Annotated in this window: 20 protein-coding genes; 7 read left to right on the top strand and 13 right to left on the bottom strand. The window is 61.3% G+C overall.

The features are described 5' to 3' along the window. Window positions 1-237 precede the first annotated feature (237 nt). From ABWL43_RS23120 to arcD (ABWL43_RS23095), 6 genes are all read right to left on the bottom strand, one after another. The gene (locus ABWL43_RS23120; RefSeq protein ID WP_106578402.1) at window positions 238-1,746 is read right to left on the bottom strand and encodes a sigma-54-dependent transcriptional regulator; all 1,509 of its coding nucleotides are present in this window, start codon (window positions 1,744-1,746) and stop codon (window positions 238-240) included. Between the two features lie 185 nt (window positions 1,747-1,931). Continuing rightward, window positions 1,932-2,294 (bottom strand): DUF5064 family protein, encoded by a 363-nt coding sequence (locus ABWL43_RS23115; RefSeq protein ID WP_145165330.1) that lies wholly within the window; start codon window positions 2,292-2,294, stop codon window positions 1,932-1,934. An 18-nt stretch (window positions 2,295-2,312) separates the two neighbouring features. Continuing rightward, window positions 2,313-3,242, bottom strand: coding sequence for a carbamate kinase (arcC, locus tag ABWL43_RS23110; protein ID WP_404484600.1), 930 nt, complete (start codon window positions 3,240-3,242; stop codon window positions 2,313-2,315). A 162-nt stretch (window positions 3,243-3,404) separates the two neighbouring features. Continuing rightward, window positions 3,405-4,415: an ornithine carbamoyltransferase gene (locus tag ABWL43_RS23105; protein WP_027605559.1), complete on the bottom strand. Its 1,011-nt coding sequence runs from the start codon at window positions 4,413-4,415 to the stop codon at window positions 3,405-3,407. A gap of 69 nt (window positions 4,416-4,484) precedes the next feature. Continuing rightward, window positions 4,485-5,741, bottom strand: coding sequence for an arginine deiminase (gene arcA / locus ABWL43_RS23100; RefSeq protein ID WP_145165326.1), 1,257 nt, complete (start codon window positions 5,739-5,741; stop codon window positions 4,485-4,487). 24 nt (window positions 5,742-5,765) lie between these two features. Further along, the gene (gene arcD, locus ABWL43_RS23095) at window positions 5,766-7,193 is read right to left on the bottom strand and encodes an arginine-ornithine antiporter (protein WP_262209749.1); all 1,428 of its coding nucleotides are present in this window, start codon (window positions 7,191-7,193) and stop codon (window positions 5,766-5,768) included. Between the two features lie 445 nt (window positions 7,194-7,638). Between arcD (ABWL43_RS23095) and arcD (ABWL43_RS23090) the strand changes: the two genes are divergently transcribed. Next, window positions 7,639-9,066 carry an arginine-ornithine antiporter gene (arcD, locus tag ABWL43_RS23090; RefSeq protein ID WP_404484595.1) on the top strand — a complete coding sequence of 476 codons (1,428 nt, stop codon included), beginning with the start codon at window positions 7,639-7,641 and terminating at the stop codon, window positions 9,064-9,066. Further along, window positions 9,063-9,926 (top strand): DNA-3-methyladenine glycosylase family protein, encoded by an 864-nt coding sequence (locus ABWL43_RS23085; protein ID WP_404484592.1) that lies wholly within the window; start codon window positions 9,063-9,065, stop codon window positions 9,924-9,926. Before arcD (ABWL43_RS23090) ends, ABWL43_RS23085 begins: the two co-directional genes overlap by 4 nt. A 98-nt stretch (window positions 9,927-10,024) precedes the next feature. Here ABWL43_RS23085 and ABWL43_RS23080 read toward each other — a convergent pair whose 3' ends face one another. The 7 genes from ABWL43_RS23080 to ABWL43_RS23050 form a co-directional block, all read right to left on the bottom strand. Then, window positions 10,025-11,374, bottom strand: coding sequence for a CoA transferase (locus ABWL43_RS23080; protein ID WP_404484589.1), 1,350 nt, complete (start codon window positions 11,372-11,374; stop codon window positions 10,025-10,027). 40 nt (window positions 11,375-11,414) lie between these two features. Beyond that, window positions 11,415-12,758: a sensor histidine kinase gene (locus ABWL43_RS23075; RefSeq protein ID WP_404484586.1), complete on the bottom strand. Its 1,344-nt coding sequence runs from the start codon at window positions 12,756-12,758 to the stop codon at window positions 11,415-11,417. A gap of 67 nt (window positions 12,759-12,825) precedes the next feature. Next, window positions 12,826-13,290 (bottom strand): LTXXQ domain protein, encoded by a 465-nt coding sequence (locus ABWL43_RS23070; protein ID WP_145165314.1) that lies wholly within the window; start codon window positions 13,288-13,290, stop codon window positions 12,826-12,828. Window positions 13,291-14,434: 1,144 nt separating this feature from the next. Then, on the bottom strand, window positions 14,435-15,112 hold the full coding sequence (locus tag ABWL43_RS23065) for a response regulator transcription factor (RefSeq protein ID WP_145159562.1): 678 nt from the start codon (window positions 15,110-15,112) through the stop codon (window positions 14,435-14,437). A gap of 7 nt (window positions 15,113-15,119) precedes the next feature. Continuing rightward, window positions 15,120-15,527, bottom strand: a complete 408-nt coding sequence (locus ABWL43_RS23060; RefSeq protein ID WP_145159560.1) for a translation initiation factor 2 — start codon at window positions 15,525-15,527, stop codon at window positions 15,120-15,122. 120 nt (window positions 15,528-15,647) lie between these two features. Continuing rightward, window positions 15,648-15,947, bottom strand: coding sequence for a YciI family protein (locus tag ABWL43_RS23055; protein WP_015885584.1), 300 nt, complete (start codon window positions 15,945-15,947; stop codon window positions 15,648-15,650). A gap of 1 nt (window position 15,948) precedes the next feature. After that, window positions 15,949-16,545: a septation protein A gene (locus ABWL43_RS23050; RefSeq protein WP_106578415.1), complete on the bottom strand. Its 597-nt coding sequence runs from the start codon at window positions 16,543-16,545 to the stop codon at window positions 15,949-15,951. 87 nt (window positions 16,546-16,632) lie between these two features. Here ABWL43_RS23050 and ABWL43_RS23045 point away from each other — a divergent pair, with 87 nt between their 5' ends. The 5 genes from ABWL43_RS23045 (at window position 16,633) to ABWL43_RS23025 (ending at window position 20,247) form a co-directional block, all read left to right on the top strand. After that, window positions 16,633-17,496 carry a PHP domain-containing protein gene (locus ABWL43_RS23045; RefSeq protein ID WP_242196373.1) on the top strand — a complete coding sequence of 288 codons (864 nt, stop codon included), beginning with the start codon at window positions 16,633-16,635 and terminating at the stop codon, window positions 17,494-17,496. 13 nt (window positions 17,497-17,509) lie between these two features. Continuing rightward, window positions 17,510-18,139, top strand: a complete 630-nt coding sequence (locus tag ABWL43_RS23040) for an L-threonylcarbamoyladenylate synthase (RefSeq protein WP_106578417.1) — start codon at window positions 17,510-17,512, stop codon at window positions 18,137-18,139. A gap of 120 nt (window positions 18,140-18,259) precedes the next feature. Then, on the top strand, window positions 18,260-18,958 hold the full coding sequence (locus tag ABWL43_RS23035; protein WP_178119667.1) for a ScpA family protein: 699 nt from the start codon (window positions 18,260-18,262) through the stop codon (window positions 18,956-18,958). Between the two features lie 12 nt (window positions 18,959-18,970). After that, window positions 18,971-19,921 carry an SMC-Scp complex subunit ScpB gene (scpB, locus tag ABWL43_RS23030; protein WP_404484581.1) on the top strand — a complete coding sequence of 317 codons (951 nt, stop codon included), beginning with the start codon at window positions 18,971-18,973 and terminating at the stop codon, window positions 19,919-19,921. 134 nt (window positions 19,922-20,055) lie between these two features. Next, entirely contained in the window at window positions 20,056-20,247 is a 192-nt protein-coding gene (locus tag ABWL43_RS23025; RefSeq protein WP_404484578.1) for a DUF1289 domain-containing protein, read from the top strand. Window positions 20,248-20,345 lie beyond the last annotated feature (98 nt).

The raw sequence follows: 20,345 nt of genomic DNA, 5'->3' as shown, positions 1-20,345 counted from the left end.
AAAGCCTATGTGGATCAAAGCCTTGCATGGCGCGCAAAAAACAGGGTTGTAGCGATATCGTTACGCTGTAGCGCTTTCAGTACAGTGGATGTCGTTCTCAGACCCGATTTGGCGAGTCATGCAATCCCTGTGGGAGCTGGCTTGCCTGCGATAGCGGTCTATCAGTCACTAACGCGTTGGCTGACCCACCGCTGTCGCAGGCAAGCCAGCTCCCACCTTTGAACCGCGTTTATTCAGTCAGGGTTTGTTTGGGATGCCGTACTTGCGCAGGCGATGGGCAATCGCCGTGTGCGAAGTCTGCAGGCGGCTCGCCAGTTGGCGGGTCGAGGGGTAACTGGCGTAGAGCTTTTCCAGCAGGCTGCGCTCAAAGTCTTCCACTGCCTGTTCCAGGCTGTCGACTTCACCGTCGCTCTGGCGCGCCACCGAGGTGCCGGCGATGTCCAGGTCGCCGATGTCCACCAAACTGCTTTCGCAAATCGCGGCGGCGCGGAAGATCACGTTTTGCAGCTGCCGCACGTTGCCCGGCCAGCGGTTGCCCAACAGCGCCGGATAGGTGCCTGGCGCCAGGCGGCACACCGGGCGCTGGATCTGCGCGCAGGCCTGCTGCATGAAGTAGCGGGCGAGCAGCAAGATGTCCTGGCCGCGCTCGCGCAACGGCGGCACTTCGACGTTGAGCACATTGAGGCGGTAGAACAGGTCTTCACGAAAGGTGCCTTCGCTGACCATCTTTTCCAAGTCGCGGTGGGTAGCGCTGAGGATGCGCACATTGACCTTTACTTCGCGGTCGCCGCCAACGCGCCGGAAGCTGCCGTCGTTGAGAAAACGCAGCAGCTTGGCCTGCAAATACGGTGACATCTCGCCGATTTCATCCAGAAAAACCGTGCCTTGGTTGGCCAGTTCCATCAGCCCCGGCTTACCGCCGCGCTGCGCGCCGGTAAAGGCGCCGGGGGCGTAGCCGAACAGTTCACTCTCGGCGAGGTTTTCCGGCAGCGCCGCGCAGTTCAAGGCCAAAAACGGCGCACTGTGACGCGCGCTGATGGCGTGGCAGGCCCGCGCGACCAGCTCTTTGCCGGTGCCGGTTTCGCCTTGGATCAACAGCGGCGCATCGAGTGCGGCGACGCGCTGCGCACGCGCCTTGAGGGTGCGGATCACCGGTGATTCGCCCAACAACGCATCAAAACCTTCGGCATGGTCATGGTGCAGCGCCGACAGTTGTTCGCCGATGCGGTTGGGCTGGTACAGCGTCAGCAGGGCGCCGGCGTCGGTGATCGGCGTGGCGTCCAGCAAAAAGGTCTGGCCGTTGACGCTGATTTCGCGCAGCGGCAGGCGAAAGCCGTGTTCCAGCAAGGTCTCCAGCAGCGCCGCATCGTTGAACAGCTCGCTGATGCTTTCCCCCGCCGGCTCGCGGCCGTACAGGGCGATCAGCGCCGGGTTGGCCAGCAGGATCTTGCCGGCACTGTCCAGCGCCAGCACCGGGTCGGTCATGGCGGCCAGCAGGGCGTCGAGTTGCAGGTGGCGGCGTTGGCCGGGGAGGATGTCCACCACCGTGACCGCCTGTACGCCGTGCACGCTGAACAGCGCGTCGCGCAGTTCTTCGAGCACCTCGGCGCTCAACGTCGGCGCGTCGATGTAGACGTTGGGCGGCACCATCTCCACCGCATCCAGGTTGAGATTGCGCCCACCGAGCAGGGCCAGGACTTCCTGGGTAATGCCGACGCGGTCGATGAAGCTGACGTGGATACGCATGGGGCGGTTAACGATTCTGGGGAGCGTGAGGCGGCAAGTATGCCTTGGAGCGGATGGAGATCAAAATGTGGGAGCTGGCTTGCCTGCGATGGCGACCTGTCAGTCGATACGTGCAGCGACTGATCCACCGCTATCGCAGGCAAGCCAGCTCCCACACTTGATCTGTTTTGGCTGTGGGAGCGGGGTTATTCCAGGTGCTCGGGCTTGATCGGATCGCCCGCCTTCACATCCAACTGATGCCGTACATCCTCAAACATCAAGTCGTACTGCTTGTGCATTTGGCCGTTAAGCGTCGCAATCTTCGGCATGCCATATTTCTGCGCGATGTTCATCGCATGCCGGGCGAAATCAAAGGCCTGGTCCTTGGGCAAAAAGAATTCCTCCTTGAGGTCCTTGCCCTGCACCGAGCCGTGCAGTTTGAAGAGCATTCCTTTGCCTTCCTTTGGGTCCTGGCTGACTTCGTAGTCGATGCACAGGTTGTAGCTGTAATCATCCTTGTTGAGCGCGTGACGTTCGACGTGCAGGTGACCGGGTTCAAAGGTGGCCATAGGCGTTTCTCCTCTACTTCACAGGTAGGTGATGCCAGATGTTGCCGTGCTGATGCGTGTGCCGGCGCTGCCCTGGACGATGGCTTCGATGTCCGAGAGTGAACCGATGACGGCGGTTTTTCCAGTCTGGCGGGCGAACTCGCAGGCGGCTTGTACCTTGGGGCCCATGGAGCCGGCGGCGAAACCGAGTTTTTCCATGTCGTCGGGGTGGGCTTGGCCGATGGCTTTCTGGGTCGGCTTACCGAAGTCGATAAAGGCGGCGTTGACGTCGGTGGCGATCACCAGCAAATCGGCGTCCAGTTGCGCGGCCAGCAGGGATGAACACAGGTCTTTGTCGATCACCGCCTCAATGCCGCGCAGCTTGCCGTCCTCGCCATACATCGTCGGGATGCCGCCGCCACCGGCGCAGATCACGATGGCGCTTTTTTCCAGCAGCCACTTGATCGGGCGGATTTCAAAGATGCGTTTGGGGCGCGGGCTGGCGACCACACGACGATACTTATCGCCGTCCGGGGCGATGGCCCAGCCTTTTTCGGCGGCGAGTTTCTCGGCTTCGGCTTTGGCGTACACCGGGCCGATGGGTTTGGTCGGGTTTTTGAAGGCCGGGTCGTTGACGTCCACTTCCACCTGGGTCAGCAAGGTGGCGAACGGCACTTCGAAGTCCAGCAGGTTGCCCAATTCCTGTTCGATGATGTAGCCGATCATGCCTTCGGTTTCGGCGCCCAGCACGTCCAGTGGGTAGGGCGACACGCTGGTGTAGGCCGCCGCCTGCAACGACAGCAGGCCGACTTGCGGGCCATTGCCGTGCGCGATCACCAACTCGTTGCCAGGGTGGATCTTGGCGATCTGTTCGGTGGCGATTCGGATGTTGGCGCGTTGGTTGTCCGCGGTCATGGGTTCACCACGGCGGAGCAGGGCGTTGCCGCCCAGGGCTACGACGATGCGCATAAAGAATGTCCTTCTAGAATTCAGCAGGGTCTTTGAGCGAAGCGCAATTCATGTGGGAGCCGGGCTTGCCCGCGATGGCATCACCCTGATGTTCCTGAGAAACCGAGGTGTCCGCATCGCAGGCAAGCCAGCTCCCACATTGATCGAGTTCCCACTCAAGATTTAGATATCCGCCAACGCCGACACCAGAATCGCCTTGATGGTGTGCATGCGGTTTTCCGCTTGCTCAAAGGCGATGTTGGCCGGCGACTCGAACACCTCTTCGGTCACTTCCACGCCATTGGCCAGGTTCGGGTAGCGCGCGGCAATGTCCTTGCCCACCTTGGTTTCGCTGTTATGAAACGCCGGCAGACAGTGCATGAACTTCACGCGCGGGTTGCCCGAGGCCTTCATCATTTTGGCGTTGACCTGGTACGGCAGCAGTTGCTCGATACGCTCGTCCCACGCTTCCACCGGCTCGCCCATCGACACCCAGATATCGGTGTGGATGAAGTCCACGCCTTTGACCGCCTCTTTCGGGTCTTCGGTGATGGTGATACGCGCGCCGCTTTCTTCGGCAAACGCCTGGCACTGCTTGATGAAATCCTCGTGTGGCCACAGGGCTTTCGGCGCGCCGATGCGCACGTCCATGCCCAGCTTGGCGCCGATCATCAGCAACGAATTGCCCATGTTGTAACGCGCATCCCCCAAGTAGGCGTAGCTGATGTCATGCAGCGGCTTGTCGCTGTGTTCGCGCATGGTCAGGGTGTCGGCGATCATTTGGGTCGGGTGGAATTCGGCGGTCAGGCCGTTGAACACCGGCACACCGGCGAACTTGGCCAGCTCTTCGACGATTTCCTGTTCAAAGCCACGGTACTCGATGGCGTCGAACATGCGGCCCAGGACGCGGGCGGTGTCTTTCATGCTTTCTTTGTGGCCGATCTGCGACGACACCGGGTCGATGTAGGTGACGTGGGCGCCTTGGTCGTGAGCCGCCACTTCGAACGCGCAACGGGTGCGGGTCGAGGTTTTTTCGAAGATCAGCGCGATATTTTTGCCCTGCAGGTGTGGGCGCTCGGTGCCGGTGTATTTGGCGCGCTTGAGGTCGCGGGACAGGTCCAGCAGGTAGTGCAGCTCGCGGGTGGTGTGGTGCATCAGCGAGAGCAGGCTGCGATTGCGCATATTAAAAGCCATGGTGGATCTCCTTCTGTTTAGGTTATCCCCTTGGCCGGCGCCTCATGAGCGGCGGCCAAGGTTTGAAAGTTAGTAGTCGATTGGGTCGCGGATGATCGGGCAGGTCATGCAGTGGCCGCCGCCACGGCCGCGACCGAGTTCACCGGCGCTGATGGTGATGACCTCAACACCGGCCTTGCGCAGCAGGGTGTTGGTGTAGGTGTTGCGGTCGTAGCCGATCACCACGCCGGGCTCCACGGCCACCACGTTGTTGCCGTCGTCCCACTGCTCGCGCTCGGCGGCGAAGCTGTTGCCGCCGGTCTCGACCACACGCAGCGCCTTGAGGTTGAGGGCTGCGGCGACGGTTTCGAGGAAGTTGGTTTTCTCCCGCTGGATATCGATGCCGTGTGGCTTGCTTTCATCCGGGCGCAGGGTGAAAGGGATGATCTGGTTGACCACTTCCGGGAAGACGGTGACCAGGTCGCGGTCGCAGAAGCTGAACACCGTGTCCAGGTGCATCGCCGCTCGGGATTTGGGCAGGCCGGCAACGATCACGCGTTCCACGGCTTTGTTTTTGAACAGGTTGCGCGCCAGTTGGCCGATGGCCTGGTGGGACGAGCGTTCACCCATGCCGATCAACACCACGCCATTGCCAATCGGCATGACGTCGCCACCTTCCAGCGTGGCGGCTCCATGCTCCTGGTCGGGGTCGCCGTACCAGATCTGAAAGTCGGCGTTGGTGAACTCGGGATGGAATTTGTAGATGGCCGAGGTCAGCAGGGTTTCCTGGCGTCGCGCTGGCCAGTACATCGGGTTCAGCGTCACGCCGCCGTAGATCCAGCAGGTGGTGTCGCGGGTGAACTGGGTGTTGGGCAGCGGCGGCAGAATGAAGCTTGCGTGGCCGAGGAAGTCGCGGAACATCTCGATGGTCTTGCCACCGAAGCTGCTCGGCAGGTCATCGGCCGACACGCCACCAATCAGGTACTCGCTGATTTTGCGCGGCTCAAGGCTGCGCAGCCAGGAACTGACTTCATCGACCAGGCCCAGGCCCACTGTGTTTGGGGTGATCTTGCGTTCCAGAATCCAGTCCAGCGCTTCGGGGATGGCAACGATGTCGGTCAGCAGGTTGTGCATTTCCAGCACATCGATATCCCGCTCGCGCATCTTGGTGACGAAGTCGAAGTGGTCGCGCTTGGCCTGGGCCACCCACAGCACGTCATCGAACAGCAGTTCATCGCAGTTATTGGGGGTCAGCCGCTGGTGGGCCAAACCTGGGGAGCACACCATGACTTTACGCAGTTTGCCGGCTTCGGAATGTACGCCGTACTTCACTTTTTCCGTGGTCATTACAGATCCTCCAGTAGAAAACACTTACAGAGTCAGGAAGCCGTCGTAGAGGCCGTAGGCAGCCACCAGGGCGCCCACGACGACTGCGGCGAAAATCAGCTTCTCGACGTTGGTGAAAATCGGTTTGCCCAGTTCATGCTTGGCCTTGGCGAACAGAATCACGCCAGGGGCATAGAGCAGGGCGGACAGCAGCAGGTATTTGACGCCGCCGGCGTAGAGCAGCCAGACCGCGTAGATCAGCGCGATGGCGCCGATGAACAGGTCTTTCTTGCGCTCGCGCAGGGCGTTTTCGTAGGTCTCGCCGCGCACCGCCAGCAGCAGCGCGTAGGCCGCTGACCACAGGTAAGGCACCAGGATCATCGAGGTGGCGAGGTAGATCAGCGAGAGGTAAGTGCTGGCCGAGAACAGCGTGATCACCAGGAAGATCTGCACCATGGCATTGGTCAGCCACAGGGCGTTGGCCGGCACGTGGTTGGCGTTTTCCTTGCGCAGAAACGCCGGCATGGTGTGGTCTTTGGCGGCGGCGAACATGATCTCCGCACACAGCAGCACCCACGACAGCAGGGCGCCCAGCAGCGAAATGATCAAGCCGACACTGATCAGCACCGCGCCCCAGTGACCGACCACATGCTCAAGCACGGCGGCCATCGACGGGTTCTGCAGCTTGGCCAGTTCCGGCTGAGTCATGATCCCCAAAGACAGTACGTTCACCAGCATCAGGAACAGCAGCACGGTGATAAAGCCAATCACCGTGGCCTTGCCGACGTCGGAGCGTTTTTCCGCCCGCGACGAGAAGATGCTCGCGCCCTCAATGCCGATGAACACCCAGACGGTGACCAGCATCATGTTGCGCACCTGATTCATCACACTGCCCAGGTCCGGGTTTTTCACGCCCCAGATGTCAGCGGTGAAAATGTCCAGCTTGAACGCGAACAGTGCGATCAACACAAACAGCACCAGCGGCACGACCTTGGCGACGGTGGTCACCAGGTTGATAAACGCCGCTTCCTTGATCCCGCGCAGCACCAGAAAGTGCACGGCCCACAGCAACACCGACGCGCCAATCACCGCGGCCGGGGTGTTGCCTTCGCCAAAGATCGGAAAGAAGTACCCGAGGGTGCTGAACAGCAACACGAAGTAACCGACGTTGCCCAGCCACGCGCTGATCCAGTAACCCCAGGCCGACGAGAAACCCATGTAATCGCCGAAACCGGCCTTGGCGTAGGCATATACGCCGCCGTCGAGGTCGGGCTTGCGGTTGGCCAGGGTCTGGAACACGAAGGCGAGGGTCAGCATGCCGATGGCGGTAATTACCCAACCAATCAACACCGCACCTACATCGGCGCTGGCAGCCATGTTTTGCGGCAGTGAGAAGATCCCGCCGCCAATCATTGAGCCCACGACCAGCGCAACCAGCGCGCCTAGTCGAAGTTTTCCGGGAGATTCAGACATTGCATGACTCCAATGCAGGAGAAGAGAGACCACAGAATAATTCCGTGCGCTAATCAAACAGCTGACTCAGATCACTTCATTGGCACATTCCATTGTGAATTAATGACTTAGGGTTAAGATCCCCGGGCGATAGTGTTCCTCGCAAAGTCGCGTCCCAGAGCGGCTCTGCGTTGTGGTTAATTATTTAGTGCGTTCAGGCGGACTTTTGAAGCTAGCCCCTTTTGCTGAATGTGCAAACTTTTTCGGGACGGGCTGCCAAATAACCGAGGGCTGGCAAAGTGCCTGCCTATTTAAATTCTAAATAAACCTAAACTATATAAACTGTCATGCCATTACGTTATGAGCTTGACGGTTTTATCGCTGTCTTTAATAAACGCTACACTCGCTGAATTAATTAGTTGAGTGCACGGTCGTCAGCTCAATTGTTAGTTATTCAGGAGTGTTCATGTCGCAACCGGCCCAAAAACTCAAACTCAGTGCGCTGATCGCGCTGGTGGTGGGCTCAATGATTGGCGGGGGGATTTTCTCCTTGCCGCAGAACATGGCGGCGCGCGCTGAAGTGGGCGCCATATTGATTGGCTGGGCGATCACCGCCGTGGGCATGCTGACGTTGGCCTTCGTGTTCCAGACCCTGGCCAACCGCAAGCCCGAACTGGATTCCGGGGTGTATGCCTACGCCAAGGCCGGTTTTGGCGACTACATGGGGTTCTCGTCGGCCTGGGGTTACTGGATCAGTGCGTGGATGGGCAATGTCGGTTACTTCGTGTTGCTGTTCAGCACCCTCGGCTACTTTTTCCCGGTGTTCGGCCAGGGCAATACGCCGGTCGCCATCGCCTGCGCCTCGCTGTTGTTGTGGGCCGTGCATGTCCTGGTGATGCGCGGGATCAAGGAGGCGGCCTTCATCAACCAGATCACCACCGTGGCGAAGATCGTGCCGCTGCTGATGTTTATCGTGATCGCCGGCGTGGCGTTCAAGGCGGATATCTTCACCCGTGACATCTGGGGCCTGGGCAACCCGCAAGTCGGCAGCGTGGTTGATCAGGTGCGCAACATGATGCTGGTCACCGTGTTTGTGTTCATCGGCATCGAAGGCGCCAGCGTGTATTCGGCGCGGGCCGAGAAACGCTCGGACGTCGGCCGGGCCACGGTGATCGGCTTTCTTGGGGTCTTGGCACTGCTGGTGCTGGTGAATGTGTTGTCCTTGGGAATCATGAGCCAGCCGGAATTGGCGCAGTTGCAAAACCCGTCCCTGGCGGGCGTGCTGGAACATATCGTCGGCCCTTGGGGCGCGATGGCGATCAGCATTGGCCTGGCCGTGTCCTTGCTTGGCGCCTTGCTGTCCTGGGCGCTGCTGTGCGCGGAAATTCTTTATGCCACTGCCCATGACAAGACCATGCCGGCCTTTCTGAAAAAGGAAAACGCCAACCAGGTGCCGGTTAACGCACTGTGGCTGACCAATGTGATGATCCAGATCTTTCTGGTGATCACGCTGTTTTCCCACAGCACCTACACCACACTGATCTACCTGGCCTCGTCGATGATTCTGGTGCCGTACCTGTGGTCGGCGGCCTATGCGGTGCTGTTGAGTGCACGTGGCGAAACCTACGAAGGCGCCCGCCGCCAGCGCATGAAAGATTTGCTGGTAGGCCTGATTGCCCTGGCGTATGCCGTGTGGCTGCTTTATGCCGGCGGCTTGAAATACTTGCTGTTGTCGGCACTGCTGTATGCGCCCGGTGTGATTCTGTTCGCCCTGGCCAAGCGCGAGCAGGGCCAGCGGTTGTTCACCTCTGTGGAAAAAGGCATTTTCAGCTGCGTTGTCGCCGGCGCAGGGTTGGCTGCATATGGCTTGTATGGCGGGGGATTGTCGTTGTGAGACTGGCGTATCAGCCGCCCTATGACTGGGCGGCGATGCTGGGCTTTTTGTCCCTGCGTGCGATCACTGGGCTGGAAAGTGTCGAGGCGGGTGTGTATCGACGCAGCATCAGTGTTAACGGTTGCCACGGCTGGATCAGTGTTACGCCGGGCGCGGGCAACTGGTTGGACGTTGGCGTGGAGGTTTCTGACGCGACGGCGCTTGCTGAGATCGCGCAGCGCTTGAGAGCCATGTTCGACCTGGACGCCCAGCCCGGGTTGATCAATGCGCAATTGGCCGCCGACCCATTGATGGCGCAACTGGTTGCGGCGCGTCCGGGCCTTCGCGTGCCGGGCGCGTGGGACGGTCTGGAACTGGCGATTCGCGCTGTGTTGGGCCAGCAGATCACAGTGGTGGCAGCCATTCGCCTGGCGGGCAAACTGGTGGCGCAGTATGGCCAGCCACTGGCAACCCCACACGCGGGTATCACCCACCTGTTCCCGACGCCGGAGGTGTTGGCGCAGGCGGATCTGGCGACGTTGGGCATGCCCAAGGCGCGGGGCCGCACGTTGTCCGGTGTGGCTCAGGCGTTGCTGGATGACCCGCAGTTGTTTGAGCCCAAAGCCAGTCTCAACGACGGCGTGGCCCGGCTGGTGGCCTTGTCGGGGATTGGTGACTGGACCGCGCAGTACATCGCCATGCGTCAGTTGCGTGAGCCGGATGCGTTTGCGTCGGGGGATATTGGGTTGATCAACGCGTTGGCGGCGTTGGAAGGCGGGCCGGTTTCGGCGCGCCAGTTGTGGGTGCGGGCTGAGGCGTGGCGGCCGTGGAGGGCGTATGCGGCGCAGCATTTGTGGGCGTCGCTGCAACGGGCGGATTGATGGCGTCTACTAGGGCCCCTTCGCGGGCAAGCCCGCTCCCACATGGGGAATGCATTTCAAATGTGGGAGCGGGCTTGCCCGCGAAGGCGGTCTTCAGGTCACCACTGAGCCCGGTGCGAGCCCAATTCCCCCGCCGGCAAATCCCACTGCAACGGCGTGCCGCTGAGGGTGACCGGTGCCAGCAACCGATGGGCCTGACCCCATGCCGTCTGTTCCACCACCAACCCCTGGTCACTCGGCTCTTCAGCCCGTAACGCCGGTTGCTCCGGCACCTGTCCGGCTTCCACCAGCAACTTCGCCGTGCGCGCCAATGACAACCGCGCCGAGCCGCCACGCCCGGATTTCAAGCGTTCGCTTAGCGCCTGGATCGCGCTGGCTGCCATCAAATACCCGGTGGCGTGATCCAGCGCCTGCAACGGCAGCGGCACCGGTTTATCCGACTGCTTCCAGGCCATGCCCGCGTCGGCAATCCCGCTGCTCATCTGCACCAGGCTGTCGAAGCCGCGGCGATTGCGCCACGGGCCGCTCCAGCCGTAGGCATTGAGGCTCACGTCGATCAGGCCGGGGGCGAGGGTCTGCAGTTCTGCGGCGGTGTAACCCAGTTGTTCAAGGGCATCGGCGCGGTAACCGTGAAACAGAATGTCGGCGTCCTTGAGCAGGTCTTCAAACACCTGTCGGCCTTCGGGGCTCTTCAAGTCGAGGCGTGCGCAGCGTTTACCCAGGGTCATTTCCGGCACCACGCCGGGCTCGTTCCAGCCCGGGGAGTCGATGCGCAGCACGTCGGCGCCGAGCCCGGCGAGGAAGCGACTGGCCACGGGGCCGGCCAATACACGTGTCAGGTCCAGTACCTTGATGCCCGCCAGCGGGCGCGCCATCGAGCCGAGCCAGGGTTTGTCGGTGAGGGTGTCGAAGGTCTGGCGCTGCACCAACTTCTCGGCATTCACCGCCAACCCTTGAGGATGGGTTTGCCAGGCCTGCCACGTACGCATCTGCGCTGCACAGCCGCCGACATCGACGATCGCCTGTTCCAGCTCGGCAGCGTTCCACGTTGCAACTTTTGCGGCCATTTCGGCGCGGTCATTGACCTTGCCCAAGACCTGCTCGGCGGCGGCGCGATGATGCGGGGCGTTGGTGTGCAGGCGAATCCAGCCATCGGCGCAGGCATAGTCGCCGGCGACCGGGTCCCACAGCGGCGGCGTTTCCCAGCCCACGGGGCGAATCGAGGACGAAAACCAGAAGGAGGCGAGGCGACGGTCCACACTGACACTGGGCAAACGCCCGGTCTGTTGGTGGATAAGGTGAGCCACGGCCTGGCCGGCTGCGCCAAGGCTGGCGCTGGCCAGTTCGGTGACGGCGAAGGTCGAGGGCAGGGCGCCAGCCTCCGTGAAGGTCAGCGGGGTTTGCGGCAGATCGAGTGCGGCTTGGATGGGAGTCAGCAGGTCAGTCATCAAAGGCCCTCCATTAGAGAAGGGCCACTATAGAAGATCCTCACACCGGTGTGACAACTCCCGGTTCCAGCGGCAGGTCGATGCTGGCGATGAAACCTCCGTCGGGGTGATTGGCCAGGATCAGGCTGCCGCCATGGCGTTCCGCTGCGCGCCGGGCAATCGCCAGACCCAGGCCGTGGCCTTGGGCAGCCTGGCCGGGCGCGCGGTAAAACGGTTCGCCCAATTGGCTGAGGTGTTCGGCTTCGACGCCGGGGCCGTGGTCACGCACGCTGATCAGAATGCGCTCGCCGTGGTGCCGGGCGTGCAACTCGATCGGTTGTCCCTGTGGGTTGAAGCGCTGGGCGTTGCGCAGCAGGTTATCCACGGCGCGCTCGATCATGGTCGGCCAGCCCTTGAGCGCCAGCTCGGGCTCGGCGGTCAGTTGCACCACTTGGTCGGGAGCACCGAGCTGGGCGTCCTTTTGCAGGCTCTTGAGCAGCGGGTTGAGGTCGACTTCTTCGGCGCTCGCGTTGTCGGCATCGACGCGGGCCAAGACCAGGATTTCGCTGATCAGGGCTTCCAGGCGATCACACTCGCGGGTCAGGCGTGGCCAGAGTCGTTCGCGTTCTTCGGGGCTGGCGCGTTCGGCCAAGGCCAAGGCAATGCGCAGCCGGGCGAGCGGCGAGCGCAACTCGTGGGACACGTCGCGCAGTAACTGGCGCTGGCTGCCGATCAAGCTTTGCAAACGCGCGCCCATGCGGTTGAAATCAGTGGCCAGCACGCCGAACTCATCGCGGCGGTTGGCCAATTTCGCGAGGCTGTTTTGCTGATAGGTGGCCTGGCCGAGGTCATGCACCGCGCCGCGCAGGCGGCTGAGCGGGCGGGTGATGGACAGCGTCACCAGCAGGCTGAACAGGGTCAGCACCACCAGCGCAATCGCCAGCGCGCTCAACGGCCACGTCAGGCTGTTTCGGTGCCATTCGTCCAGTTCCGGGTGCGGGATGCGGTAGATCAGCAGGTAGGTGTCGCCGGTTTTTTCACTGGTGTACTCGGCGGTCAGGCGGCGCCACGGCAGGTGGCCGTCCTGGTTGTCATTTTGCCGGGCCTCGAAGGCGGCGGCGCGCCGGGGGAACGTACCGCGCACCACCGGCTCGCCGCTCTCATTGAGCACTTGCACGTCGATGTGGTACTGGCGTTTGCGTTGTTGCAGCAAATCCTGAGCGGCGTCCTCGCCCTGGGCTTCGTAGAGTTGCGTCCACTCCTGCGGCAGGTTGTTGAGGCCGGGGTGGCGGCTGAGAATCCAGGCGTCCTGGTTGAGCATGTGCCCAAGCAGGATCGACAGCCCGGCAACCAAGGCGATGGCCAGCCAGAAACTGGCCAGGATGCGCCAGAACAATGAACGCACAGGAAACCCTCAAGCAGGAAAAGCCCAGCGGCGCGAGCCACTGGGCTGGGGTGGTAAAGCTAGAGCATTATTGCGCTTTTTTCGGCTGCTGGGCTTTCCAGGCCTGGAATTCCTTCCACTCGGCGCGGCGCTCGGCTTGTTTCTTGACGATCTCGTCGAATTTCTTCTGTTGATCGGGCTTGAGCACGGCGCGGATGTCGGCCTGGGTTTTCTGCTTGGCGGCCGCCATTTCGTTTTTCATGGCTTGCTGGTCAGCGGCTGGCAGTTTGTCCAGGTACTTGCGCACGATCTCTTTGCGGCCGTGCCATTGTTCGCCCATCAGCTTGCCGATTTGCTCGCGCTGTTCGCGGCTCAGGTCGAGTTGGCTGAACGGGCCGCCTTTGCCACGCGGACCGTGTTCACCACCGGGGCCCGGGCCACCCATCATGTGGCCTTCAGGGCCGCCCATCGGGCCTGGGCCTTCTGGCGCGGCGGCCATGGCAACGGTTGGCAGGGCAGCGGCGAACATCAAAGCGATAAGGGTCTTGCGCATGGTGATTCTCCTGTCTCTATTCCGGTGAGTCCGGATGTGAGTAGGTTACTCAGATCAAGGTCAGCGGCGGTCAGGTGTGGGTAAAGCTTGGGTAAAGAGGGGTTTGGTGGGGGCTGACAAAACTTGGGGCGGGGTGGGGTTGGGTACATATCCGTTGCTGCGGTAACGGCGGCTGGCGGTTCCGCTCTTACAGCGGGTCACTTTTGGCAAACGCCCCAAAAGTAACCAAAAGGTCTTTGCCCCACCACTCGGTGCCTCGCCTAGGCTCGGCATTCCCTCACTCCGGCTTGAATCCGTGGGCCGCCGCGACGGGCCATCCATGGCCCAACGCGGCTAACCCGGCGTCCTGCCGGGTTACCCACGGATTCAAGCCTGCGTTCGGCCAGCGTGGTTGACGGGGCCTGTCAGATCAAAAGCAAGATCAAGAGCACGGCGGCCTGAAAGCCGACCTGAGTGGTAGAAGCAAAAGCGGATCAAAAGCACAGCAACACCACATCTGTCTGATGCACAGAGATCCAAATGTGGGAGCGGGCTTGCCCGCGAATGCGGTGTGTCAGTCAGCTCATGTGTCACTGGCACACCGCCTTCGCGAGCAAGCCCGCTCCCACAATTTCACTGAGTTCAACCGCCAGCACCGCACTGCTTTTGCTTTTCTGTGGGAGCTGGCTTGCCTGCGATGCATGCACCTCGGTGTATCAGGCATAGCCAGTAGATGCCATCGCAGGCAAGCCAGCTCCCACATTTGATTGAGTTCAGCTTCCAAAATCAGGTCGGCTGTCAGGCCGCCTCGGTTTTGCTTCTACCACTCAGGTCGGCTACTAGGCCGCCGTGCTTTGCTTTTGATTTTGATCTTAGGCGCCCCGTTAAACCACGCTGGCCGAACGCAGGTTTTGGAGCGTGGGTAAACCGGCAGGACGCCGGTTTAGCCGTGTTGGGCCATGGATGGCCCATCGCGGCGGCCCACGCTCCAAAGCCTGCGTGAGGGCACACCGAGCCTAGGCGAGGTGCCGAGTGGTGGGGCAAGAGCCTTTTGGTTACTTTTGGGCTCTTTTCAAAAGTGACCCGCCGTAAGGGCGGAACCCAAAGCGGCCATCACCCAAATAACGGATATACACCCACCCCAAAAGCCCAACCCCCATACCACTCAGAGGCTGTAATAATACCCGCGACTACGCAACGCCATGATCCGCGGTCGGCCATCCGGGTGTGGGCCGATCTTTTTACGCAAGTTGCTCACGTGCATATCCAGGCTGCGATCGTAGAGGGTCAACTTACGCCCCAGCGCGATCTGCGCCAGCTCCTGCTTATCCAGCGGCTCACCCGGCTGGCGCAGCAAGGCTTCAAGCAGGCGACTCTCAGACACGGTGAGAGCAAATTCCTGCTCATCGATGGTCACCACCCCACGCACCGGGCTGAAGCACAGGTCGCCCAGTTCCAGCTGAGTAGACACCGCCGCCGGATGACTGCGGCGCAATACGGCGCGCAAGCGGGCAGTCAGTTCGCGCGGGTCGCAGGGCTTGGCCAGGTAATCGTCGGCGCCCAGCTCCAGGCCGAGGATGCGATCCAGCGGCTCGCCCCGTGCCGAAAGCATCAGCACCGGCAATTCCGGATGGTCGTTGCGCAATTGCTTGAGCAGCTCCAGGCCGCTGCCATCGGGCAGCATCACATCGAGCACCACCGCCGCAGGGGCGCTGTCGGCCAAGGCTTTACGCGCGCTCAAGCCGTCGTGGCAGGCACGCACCTGGAAACCTTCCTGGCTCAGCCAACTGGTCAGCAGCTCACAGAGCTCCTGGTCATCATCTATCAGTAACAGCTCGCTCATGACTCACTCAATTTAGCCATTGTCGACGGCGACGGTGCCCACCGCTGGCGAAGATCCCGCACAGCAGGGCGATCAGTGCGACGGCCCCGCCGGTGACAAACCACTGTTGTTGCTCGGTCAGCCAGCGGGTCAAGGCGCCGCCTTGTGATTCTTTGAGTTGCTGGGCCAGGCGTTGGTTCTCTTGGCGCAAGCGATTCAGTTGGGCACTTTCGCGGGCAGTGTCTGCGCTTTGCAGTTGCTTGCTCAGTTCTTCACGCAGCCGTTCGCTTTCTTTCAAACGTTGCTGCAACTCGGTGATCTGGCTGGCGGCACTCACGGACAGGGGCGTGGAACTGCCGGTGTTCGAGGTTTCTTCAGCGTGGGCCGTAGCCCCGATCGTTAACACTGCCAACAGACACAACTGAGGTAAGCGCATCGGAACTCCTGATTCCACACGAATATTCAGAACGTTGTCGGCAGGTTACCGAGAATAATGAGCCATTAGGAGCGCGCCGAACCGATTAGGTTCGGCCCGGCTTTATTAAACAAAGCGGGTTCAAGGCAGGACTTGCTTGAACGGCTTGATCACCACATCGGCGTAGACGCCTGCTGCTACATACGGGTCGGCCTTGGCCCAGGCTTGGGCGTCGGCCAACGAGGCGAACTCGGCGACGATCAGGCTGCCGGTGAAGCCGGCGTCGCCCGGGTCGTTGCTGTCCACGGCCGGGTGTGGGCCGGCCAGCACGATGCGGCCTTCGGCTTGCAGCTGTTTCAGGCGTTCGACGTGGGCCGGGCGCACGGACAGGCGTTTTTCCAGCGAGTTGGCGACGTCGGTAGCAATGATGGCGTAGAGCATGTCAGTCCTCGGTTTTCGGCGTGGTAGGGGCGGTGTCATGCAGGTGGCGCGACAGGTAGATACCCTGGCCGATCAGGAACAATACGGTCATGCCCAGGCTGCCGAAGACCTTGAAGTCGACCCAGTAGGCCTGGAAGGTAAAGGCCACGAACAGGTTGGCGGCGCCGCAGAACAGGAAAAACACGATCCAGGCCACGTTCAAGCGTGTCCACACCGGGTCCGGCAGGGTCAGTGCATGGCCCATGATGCGCTTGATCAGCAGGCGATCACCGATGAAGTGGCTGCCGATAAAGACCAGGGCGAACAGCCAGTTCACCACCGGGGCTTTCCATTTAAGGAAGGTTTCGCTGTGAAAGGCCAGGGTCAGGCCACCGAATACCAGGCAGGCAATCAGGGTCAGCCATTGGCTTTTTTCCAGTTTGCGCTGGGAGATGAAGATGGCGCCGTAGACCACGATCGAGCTGATGATCAGCACGGCGGTGGCGCTGTAGATGCCCCCGAATGTCAGCTCGTGACCGGCGATATCAATGACCCTGGGGTCGAGTTTGGTAACGATGAAAAACAGCAACAGCGGGATGAAGTCGATGAATTGTTTCACAGTAAGAGCCAGAAGCTGGATGTGGCGGCATAATAACAAACATCCTTGGTTGCGATAGCGCCAGCTGACTTGAGGTTACACACCCCCGTGAATGTTGATTTGCACTGCCACAGCACGGCCTCCGACGGCGCCCTGGCGCCCGCGGTTCTGGTTGCGCGTGCGTTTGAAAAAGGCGTGCGAGTCCTGTCTTTGACCGACCACGACACCCTCGAAGGCCTCGACGAAGCCCGTACGACCGCGCATGCGCTGGGCATGCAGCTGGTCAATGGCGTGGAATTGTCCTGCACCTGGGGCGGCGCCACCATTCATGTGCTCGGTTACGGTTTTGATCAGAACGCCGCGCCGTTGGTCGAGGCCATTGCCCAATTGCACGATGGCCGCTGGCTGCGGTCCGAAGAAATAAGCCGCAAGCTCAGCCTTAAAGGCATGCCCAACGGCCTGGAAGGCGCCCGCGCCATCCAGCAGGAACTGGGCGACAGCGGCAACGCACCGGCCCGTCCGCACTTTGCCGACTGGATGGTGCGTGAAGGTTTTGTAAAGGATCGCGCCGAGGCGTTCCGCAAATGGCTGGGCGCCGGCAAGTTGGGTGACGTCAAGCAACACTGGCCGACCCTGGAAGACACCGTCGGCACGCTGCGGGCCGCTGGGGCTTGGGTCAGCCTGGCGCATCCGTGGCATTACGATTTCACCCGCAGCAAGCGCCGCAAGCTGATTGCCGACTATATTGGAGCGGGCGGCCACGCTATCGAAGTGGTTAACGGGCACCAACCCGCCGATCAGGTGGGCAGCCTGGCGATACTTGCTCGCGAATTTGGTCTGCTGGTCAGCGCCGGCAGTGACTTTCATGGCCCAGGCGGCTGGTCCGAGATTGGCGAGTATCGCCAAGTACCGGAAGATCTGCCGCTGTTGTGGGGGCGATTCAAGCATGACCCCATTATTGCCACCGTCTGAACAGGTAGAACACGTGAGTCAATTCTTCCAGATTCATCCGGAAAACCCTCAAGCGCGCCTGATTAAACAGGCCGTGGAGATCATCCGCGCCGGCGGCGTGGTGATCTACCCAACCGACTCGTCCTACGCCATTGGTTGCCAGATCGGCGACAAGAACGCGGTTGAACGGGTCAGACGCCTGCGTGACCTGGACAAGAATCACAACTTCGCACTGATTTGCAGCGACCTGTCCCAGCTTGGGCTGTTTGCGAAGGTCGACACCGGCACCTTCCGCCTTCTTAAGGCCCATACGCCTGGGCCCTACACCTTTATCCTCAACGCCACCCGCGAAGTGCCGCGCCTGTTGCTGCACCCGAAAAAGCGCACCATCGGCCTGCGTGTGCCGGAGCACCCGATTGCCCTGGCGTTGCTGGCTGAGCTGGGCGAGCCGCTGATGAGTGTGTCGTTGATCCTGCCCGGTGAAGAAGAGCCGCTGTACGACCCTTACGAAATGCGCCGCCTGCTGGAAAAACACGTCGACTTGATCATCGACGGCGGCTACGGCGGCAACAAGGCCTCCACCGTGATCAACCTGGCCGACGGCGAGCCGGAAGTGGTGCGTGTGGGTTGCGGCGATCCGACGCCGTTCATGGTCGAGGCCTGAATGTCGGTCGTCGAAACCGTCGACAGCCAGGCCGGCGCCCAGCAGGAACTGCCCTTTGCCATGGTCTATGGCCAGGCGGTCCTGGAAATGCCGCTGGACCTGTACATCCCGCCGGACGCCCTGGAAGTGTTCCTTGAAGCCTTCGAAGGCCCGCTGGACTTGCTGCTGTACCTGATCCGCAAGCAGAACATCAATATCCTCGACATCCCGGTGGCGGAAATCACCCGCCAGTACATGGGGTATGTCGAGCTGATGCAAACCGTGCGCCTGGAGCTGGCCGCCGAGTACCTGGTGATGGCCGCGATGCTCGCCGAGATCAAATCGCGCATGCTGTTGCCGCGCTCGGAGACCGTCGAAGCCGAAGAGGATGACCCGCGCGCCGAGCTGATCCGCCGCCTGCAAGAGTACGAACGTTTCAAGGCCGCCGCCGAAGGCATCGACAACCTGAGCCGTGTGGGCCGCGATGTGGTGGTGCCCAAGCTCGACGCCCCGGAAGCCCGGGCGCGCAAGCTGTTGCCGGATGTGAGCCTGGAAGAATTGCTGATGTCCATGGCCGAAGTGCTGCGCCGGGGCGACATGTTTGAAAGCCACCAGGTCAGTCGCGAGGCGCTGTCGACCCGCGAGCGCATGAGCGATGTGCTCGAACGCCTCAAGGGCGGCGGGTTTGTACCCTTTGTCGAGTTGTTCACCAAAGAAGAAGGGCGCCTGGGGGTGGTGGTGACCTTTATGGCGATCCTTGAGCTGGTCAAGGAATCCTTGGTCGAGCTGGTCCAGAATGAGCCTTTTGCGGCTATCCACGTGCGGGCGCGAGCCGAATAACGAGCTGAATCGATGAATTTGACTGAACCCCGCGAACTGGCGCCGCTGCTGGAAGCCTTTCTCCTGGCCTCGGGTAAACCGCAATCCCTTGAGCGCCTGTTCGAGCTCTTTGAAGAGGCCGAGCGCCCTGAGCCACCGGTGTTCAAGAAGGCATTGGAGATCCTGCGCAAGTCCTGCGATGGCCGCGCCTTTGAGCTGCGCGAAGTGGCGTCGGGTTATCGCCTGCAGATCCGTGAGAAGTTTTCCCCTTGGGTCGGCCGTCTGTGGGAAGAGCGCCCGCAGCGTTATTCGCGAGCGATGCTTGAGACCATGGCGCTGATCGCCTATCGCCAGCCGATCACCCGGGGTGAAATCGAAGACGTGCGCGGTGTGGCGGTCAACAGCCATATCGTCAAGACGCTGCTGGAGCGCGAGTGGATCCGCATCGTCGGCTACCGCGACGTGCCCGGCAAACCGGCGATGTTTGCCACCACCAAGGTGTTCCTCGACCACTTCAATCTGAAAAACCTGGATGACCTGCCGCCGCTCGCCGAACTGCGCGAGATGGAGGCCGAGCCGGTATTGGATTTCGACGACGCACCGGTTCCCGCCAGCCTGCAGGAACTCGCCGACGCCACGGCCGAGCCGGAAGAGCCGAAGGACGAGACCAGTTTCCATACCTTGTTGCTCGAATTGGACGACATGGAGCAGGGGATCAAGACCGATTTCGACGACTTGCTGCGTGACGGTGCGAGTGAACCGCAAACCCAGGTGAACGGTGAAACCGTGCCCGAGGTCGAAGTTGAACCGGAACCGGAACCGGAAGCCGAGCCCGAGGAAGACATCCTTGGCGTGGCTGAAGCCCGCGAGAAACTCCTGGCTGCCGTCGCTGCCCTCGAACAACCGCCGTTGAGCGACGAGGAAGACGAAGCCCGGGCCCTGGCCGAAGCCATCGAAAACGAACGCCGCCAACTCGAAGACTGACGCAACTCGATGTGGGAGGGGGCTTGCCCCCGATAGCAGTGCCCCAGTGACAAAAATGTAGGCTGAGACACTGCATCGGGGGCAAGCCCCCTCCCACATTGGATCTGCATTGTCTGGGTTGTCTGGGAGAAAACATGAGCGCCAGCAAAGACCCGTGCATCAGCATCTGCAAATTCAGCGACGATATCTGCGTCGGCTGTGGCCGCAGCAAGCGCGAAATCCGCGCCTGGAAGAAACTCGACAAGGTCGACAAACGCACAGTGCTGGCCGAAGCCGAGCTGCGCCTGTTGGCCCTGGGCGCCACCGGTCGGCGGAAAAGCAAATGACTGCGGCTTAATCGACTAGTCTGTGATGCGCAATGCGCGCCATGCGCGTATGATTCGCGACCCTTTGCCGAGCTATTCGGCCAAAGCCCCGCTTTCAA

Origin of the sequence: Pseudomonas sp. HT11 (assembly GCF_044875395.1) — a bacterium.
Classification (GTDB): domain Bacteria; phylum Pseudomonadota; class Gammaproteobacteria; order Pseudomonadales; family Pseudomonadaceae; genus Aquipseudomonas.
The sequence above is the reverse complement of the archived record's forward strand: the minus strand, read 5'-3'. Positions and strand labels throughout refer to the sequence as shown.

What these genes read in the sequence shown, in the direction of transcription:
- scpB (WP_404484581.1), top strand. Translation starts at nt 18,971, where the DNA reads ATGAATTTGACTGAACCCCGCGAACTGGCGCCGCTGCTGGAAGCCTTT.
- ABWL43_RS23070 (WP_145165314.1), bottom strand. Translation starts at nt 13,290, where the DNA reads ATGCGCAAGACCCTTATCGCTTTGATGTTCGCCGCTGCCCTGCCAACC.
- arcA (WP_145165326.1), bottom strand. Translation starts at nt 5,741, where the DNA reads ATGACCACGGAAAAAGTGAAGTACGGCGTACATTCCGAAGCCGGCAAA.
- ABWL43_RS23060 (WP_145159560.1), bottom strand. Translation starts at nt 15,527, where the DNA reads ATGCGCTTACCTCAGTTGTGTCTGTTGGCAGTGTTAACGATCGGGGCT.
- ABWL43_RS23025 (WP_404484578.1), top strand. Translation starts at nt 20,056, where the DNA reads ATGAGCGCCAGCAAAGACCCGTGCATCAGCATCTGCAAATTCAGCGAC.
- ABWL43_RS23055 (WP_015885584.1), bottom strand. Translation starts at nt 15,947, where the DNA reads ATGCTCTACGCCATCATTGCTACCGACGTCGCCAACTCGCTGGAAAAA.
- ABWL43_RS23080 (WP_404484589.1), bottom strand. Translation starts at nt 11,374, where the DNA reads ATGACTGACCTGCTGACTCCCATCCAAGCCGCACTCGATCTGCCGCAA.
- ABWL43_RS23105 (WP_027605559.1), bottom strand. Translation starts at nt 4,415, where the DNA reads ATGGCTTTTAATATGCGCAATCGCAGCCTGCTCTCGCTGATGCACCAC.
- ABWL43_RS23120 (WP_106578402.1), bottom strand. Translation starts at nt 1,746, where the DNA reads ATGCGTATCCACGTCAGCTTCATCGACCGCGTCGGCATTACCCAGGAA.
- ABWL43_RS23115 (WP_145165330.1), bottom strand. Translation starts at nt 2,294, where the DNA reads ATGGCCACCTTTGAACCCGGTCACCTGCACGTCGAACGTCACGCGCTC.
- arcD (WP_404484595.1), top strand. Translation starts at nt 7,639, where the DNA reads ATGTCGCAACCGGCCCAAAAACTCAAACTCAGTGCGCTGATCGCGCTG.
- arcD (WP_262209749.1), bottom strand. Translation starts at nt 7,193, where the DNA reads ATGTCTGAATCTCCCGGAAAACTTCGACTAGGCGCGCTGGTTGCGCTG.
- ABWL43_RS23065 (WP_145159562.1), bottom strand. Translation starts at nt 15,112, where the DNA reads ATGAGCGAGCTGTTACTGATAGATGATGACCAGGAGCTCTGTGAGCTG.
- arcC (WP_404484600.1), bottom strand. Translation starts at nt 3,242, where the DNA reads ATGCGCATCGTCGTAGCCCTGGGCGGCAACGCCCTGCTCCGCCGTGGT.